Here is a 4,807-nt window from a genome sequence, read left to right on the forward strand (position 1 = left end):
CGCAATTACACCGTCAACATTCCGGCCGGCGTTGTCGACGGACAACGCATCCGTCTGGTGGGGGGGGGATGCCGGGGGCGGTATTTGGCACGTCTCTCACGCCGACCACCTCATGCCGTTGGGGGTCGAAAGGCACACCGGTCTCGTCGTCGCGCGGGTAGCCGAGCTGTTCGAGTACCTTCGCGGCCTGGTCCAGAATCGTTCGGACGCCTTCGATTACCGCGTTCGACTGCCCGCCGTCGTAAGCGAGGGCACGCTCGAGGTCATCGACGATCGGAAGCCAGGCGCCGGCCACGCGAGACCGCTCGGTGTTGCGTTCGCGCTCCAACTCGCGGGCGTAGCGCTTGCGAAGGTTGTCCAGATCGGCGACCGCCCGCCGCCAGCGGTCTTCGAGCCGCGCTAGTTCGGCAGTGGAATCCGATTCGGGGGCAACCGGTTCCGGCGCAGCATTTGCCGCGCCGGAACGATCGTCCTCGGTTGTCAAGTGTTCGTCCGGGCTGGCCATCGGCTAGCTCCGGTCGAACTCGGCATCGACCACGTCATCGTCGGCCGGCTGCGCCGCCTGCCCATTTCCCTGTCCGTGACCGTTGGAGCCGGGCGTCTGCGCGGGCTGCAAGCCGTAAGCCACCTGCTGCAACTCCGATGTCAGCTGCTGAAGCCTGACGATGGGCGCCTCCTGCTCAATCGCCTGACGCGCATCGGCGAGCAACATCTCGGCGCGGCCGCGGTCGTGCGGTGCGACCGATTCACCGAGCTCCGCGAGGCGCCGCTCCACCTGATACGCCGCTGCATCCAGTTCATTTCGGGCTTCGACCGCTCTGCGCATCTCCTCGTCCTCACGGCGGTGCGCCTCTGCCTCGCGGACCATGCGCTCGACTTCGCTCTGGTCGAGGTTGGACTGCTCGCTGATCGTGATGCCCTGCTCGGCTCCCGTGTCCATGTCCCGCGCGGTGACGTTCAGGATGCCGTTGGCATCTATATCGAAGATCACTTCGATCTGCGGCTCCCCGCGCGGTGCCGGCCGGATGTTCTCGAGTTTGAATCGGCCGAGAACGCGGTTGTCTCTTGCCAGTTCGCGCTCACCCTGCAGCACGACGATGTCGACAGCGGGCTGATTGTCGGCGGCAGTGGTGAACACCTCACTACGCCTGGCAGGAATCGTCGTGTTGCGTTCGATGATCTTCGTCATCAACCCGCCTGCGGTCTCGACGCCCAGCGATAGCGGCGTGACGTCGAGCAAGAGAACGTCGGAGACCTCGCCCTTGAGCACCCCAGCCTGGATCGCGGCGCCCATCGCGACAACCTCGTCGGGGTTCACACTCATGTTGGGGTCTTTGCCGCCGGTGAGCCGGCGGACGAGAGCCTGGACGGCGGGGATGCGGGTCGACCCGCCGACCAGGATGACCTCGTCGATGTCGTTCGCCGTGACCTTGGCGTCCTCCATCGCCCGCTTGACCGGCCCCATGGTGCGCTCGACCAGATCGTGGGTCAGGTCGTCGAATTTCGACCGGTTGACGGTCATCGTCAAATGCTTGGGCCCGTTGGCGTCGGCGGTGATGAACGGCAGGTTCACCTGCGTCTGAGCCACCGACGACAACTCAACCTTCGCCTTTTCCGCGGCTTCGAAAAGCCGTTGCAGCGCTTGGGGATCCGAGCGCAAGTCGATATTGTTCTCACGCTTGAACTCATCGGCGAGAAAATCGACGAGCCTACGGTCGAAATCGTCACCGCCGAGATGGGAGTCACCGGCTGTGGCTCGGACCTCGACGACGCCGTCGCCGACGTCGAGGAGGCTGACGTCGAAGGTGCCGCCGCCGAGGTCGAACACCAGCACCGTCTCGTGGCCCTTTTTGTCCAGTCCATAGGCCAACGCGGCGGCAGTTGGCTCGTTGATGATGCGCAGCACCTCGAGACCGGCGATCCGGCCTGCGTCCTTGGTGGCGTTGCGCTGAGCGTCGTTGAAGTACGCCGGTACGGTGATCACCGCTTGCGTCACGCGTTCGCCGAGGAACTTGCCAGCGTCGTCGGCGAGCTTGCGAAGCACTTGCGCGCTGATCTCCTCCGGTGAATACAACTTGCCGCGGATGTCGAACCGCGCTTCGCCGTTCGGACCCTCGACGACGTCGAAGCTGACCGCCTTGGCTTCCTCCGAGATCTCGTTGAAACGACGGCCGATGAATCGCTTCGCCGAGTAGATGGTTCCCTTCGGATTCATGATCGACTGACGCCGCGCCAGCTGACCGACCAGCCGTTCACCGCTCTCGGTGAACGCGACGACCGACGGGGTCGTGCGCGCACCTTCCGCGTTCGGTATGACGACCGGCTCGCCACCTTGCCAGGCGGCGATGACCGAGTTGGTGGTGCCCAGATCGATGCCTACTGCCGTTGCCATGCTTCACTCCTTCTGGTTGTCGGCACTCGAGAGCAGCTGTGGCCGCACAACAGATGTGCTGACGCCGATGTGTGCCATCACGCTGTTCACGCGGTTACGGTTCGCTGATGGTCCGATCCGGATCGAAGCGCCCGCCGACCTTCGTCGGCGCTTTCGATCTCGACTTTTCGCGGTTTGCAGGCCTGCGACCTGGGAATGGTGAGCGTCAACACGCCCCGTTCACAAGCGGCGGTCATGGCGCTCGGATCCACGTCGACGCCGAGAAACAGGTGCCGCCGGAGTTCGCCGTGGCCCCGCTCGTCGACGATCACTTCGTCGCCGTCCTGCTGCAGCGACAGCCGGCGGGTGCCGATCTCGACGACATTGCCCTCGACGGTGACTTCGATGTTCCGGGGGTTCACGCCTGCCAGGTCAATTGCCACCACTACGTGGTCGCCGCGCCTCAGCATTTCCAAGGGAAGTGTGCGCGCCGCACGTGCGGCGCTGTTGACGTGCTCAGCTGGCCTGTCCGGCCCTCGTAACGGATCGAACCGCATGAACACCATCTGCTTCTCCTAGGACTCGCGATGGTCGCTTTCTACGGAAACCCGTGCCGTGCGCCGAAGTGGTCCGCAGACAATGATTCTCACAGTTCCAACCGGCCAGCGCGTGCGCCCGACGAGTCGAAAGACCTCGGGTTGATTAGTCCTCTCAGCACCACCGCATCCGCTCCGTCCAAATTGGCAGCAAGCCGTTTAGCTGCAGACATTGCGGGTAGGCCGATAGACCGGAGCCAGTGGCGGCGGGCTGATAGGGGTTGAGATGCTGACGGTTGGGTTCATTCGTTCGAGATCCAGGCCATGACTGGGTCTGCGTCGGGCGAAGCACCGACGATCGATCAGCTGTCGATCTTGTCCAAGCTCGCGTTCGAGTGGCGCGACGCCGAGACCGTGCTCAGCGAGGCCGCGGCGGTGGTGCCCCGCATCGGCCCCTGTCGGGCAGAAGCCATGTACCGGTGCAGCGAGGAAGCCTGGGAATGGTCGCCCGGCGGACAGGACGAGCGCCCCAATATCGACCAACTGATCACCGAATGCCGCGGTAGCGGTGCTGTGGAGATACCGGGGCGGGTATGGAGTTGGGCGTTTCCCCTCAGTCATCAAGGAACTACCGAAGGCACGCTTGTCGTCAGCGCGGCCGGCCCACCTTCGAGCGGGCACGTGCAATTGTTGACGATGCTGGCGAATCAGACGGGCGCTGCACTGGCATCTATAGCGCTCCATCGCCAAGACATGCGGTGTACCGAGGAACTGCACAGGGCGACAAGTGAACTCGCAGTAGAGCGGCAACGGTTACGGGTTCGGGCAGAGATTCACGAAGCCATCGAGGCAGCCCTGGGAAGCGGTGGTGGCGAGCAGGCGATAACCGATGCGCTACACGAATTGACAGGCCTGCCAATAGTTCTCGAAGACCGTTTCGGCAACCTTCGCTGCTGGGCCGGACCCGGACAGCCGGTGCCATACCCGAAACCAGACCCGCAGCGTCGAGAGCGCCAACTCGCTGTCCTGGCCGCTCGGCACGCGCCCATGCCTCTCAAGGATCGAGTCGCGGTCCTCCTCTCGCCGCGCGGCGAGACTCTCGGCGTGCTGGCGATCGTCGACCCGCTCAAGCGGGTAACAGAGGACGACATCTTCGCCCTGCACTTCGCCTGCACGCTTTTGGGCTACGAATTGTCCCACCAACGGAGCCTCGTGGAGTTGGAGCAAGGCGTTCGCCAGGAACTCGTCGATGATCTCCTCACGGGCACGGGCTCCGACGGCGTCGTCGCCAGGGCCGAAGCGTTGGTTCACGACCTCCGAGGTCCGCACTATGTCGTCGTCGTACACAGCTCGGCCGGTTCCGCCTCCTTGGCCGCCGCCGTCACCCGCGCCGCCGCGTCATTGCAGCTGAACCGACTTCAGGGACGTAGCGGCCCACTGGTGGTCCTTTTGACCGCTGGCCGCCCAGACGCACGAGCGCTTCACCGCACGCTGAGTGAGTTGCTGGGTCCTGCTACGTGCGCCATCGGCGTCGGATCGCGTTGCGAAGCACCACTGCACTTCCCCCAGTCGTTCGCAGAGGCCAAACGAGCGTTGAATGTGCGACTGCATTCCGCCGCGCCCGCCGGTGCATCGGCCTACGACGAACTTGGTTTCTACCGTCTCATCGACGCTGCTCATGCCAGCGGGGCCGTCGAAGACTTCATCCGTGAATGGTTGGGTGCGCTTCTGGATTACGACACGGCGAAGAAGTCAGAGCTCGTCCTCACCCTGAGCCAGCACCTGGAAGCCGGTGGAAATTACGATGATTCGGCGAGAACGCTGCACATCCACCGCAGCACCTTGCGCTACCGACTGGCGCGCATCAGCGAGCTGACCGGTTATGACCTCCGCAACGTCA

Annotated in this window: 4 protein-coding genes; 1 reads left to right on the forward strand and 3 read right to left on the reverse strand. The window is 64.2% G+C overall.

The features are described from left to right. Positions 1–13: 13 nt before the first annotated feature. From A5651_RS07165 to A5651_RS07175, 3 genes are all read right to left on the reverse strand, one after another. On the reverse strand, positions 14–505 hold the full coding sequence (locus A5651_RS07165) for a nucleotide exchange factor GrpE (protein WP_066977434.1): 492 nt from the start codon (positions 503–505) through the stop codon (positions 14–16). Between the two features lie 3 nt (positions 506–508). Next, a complete protein-coding gene (gene dnaK / locus A5651_RS07170) occupies positions 509–2,392 on the reverse strand; it encodes a molecular chaperone DnaK (RefSeq protein ID WP_066977437.1) in 1,884 nt (627 codons plus the stop codon). An 86-nt stretch (positions 2,393–2,478) separates the two neighbouring features. Further along, positions 2,479–2,937, reverse strand: coding sequence for an Hsp20/alpha crystallin family protein (locus A5651_RS07175; RefSeq protein ID WP_066977440.1), 459 nt, complete (start codon positions 2,935–2,937; stop codon positions 2,479–2,481). Positions 2,938–3,231: 294 nt separating this feature from the next. Here A5651_RS07175 and A5651_RS07180 point away from each other — a divergent pair. Beyond that, positions 3,232–4,807 (forward strand): CdaR family transcriptional regulator (locus A5651_RS07180; RefSeq protein ID WP_066977443.1); only part of this gene is annotated, 1,576 nt, incomplete at its 3' end.

It is taken from the genome of Mycobacterium sp. 1274761.0, from assembly GCF_001668615.1.
Classification (GTDB): Bacteria; Actinomycetota; Actinomycetes; order Mycobacteriales; family Mycobacteriaceae; genus Mycobacterium.

Excerpts from the sequence above, each read along its gene's own strand:
- A5651_RS07165 (WP_066977434.1), bottom strand. The coding sequence starts at position 505 with ATGGCCAGCCCGGACGAACACTTGACAACCGAGGACGATCGTTCCGGC.
- dnaK (WP_066977437.1), bottom strand. The coding sequence starts at position 2,392 with ATGGCAACGGCAGTAGGCATCGATCTGGGCACCACCAACTCGGTCATC.
- A5651_RS07175 (WP_066977440.1), bottom strand. The coding sequence starts at position 2,937 with ATGGTGTTCATGCGGTTCGATCCGTTACGAGGGCCGGACAGGCCAGCT.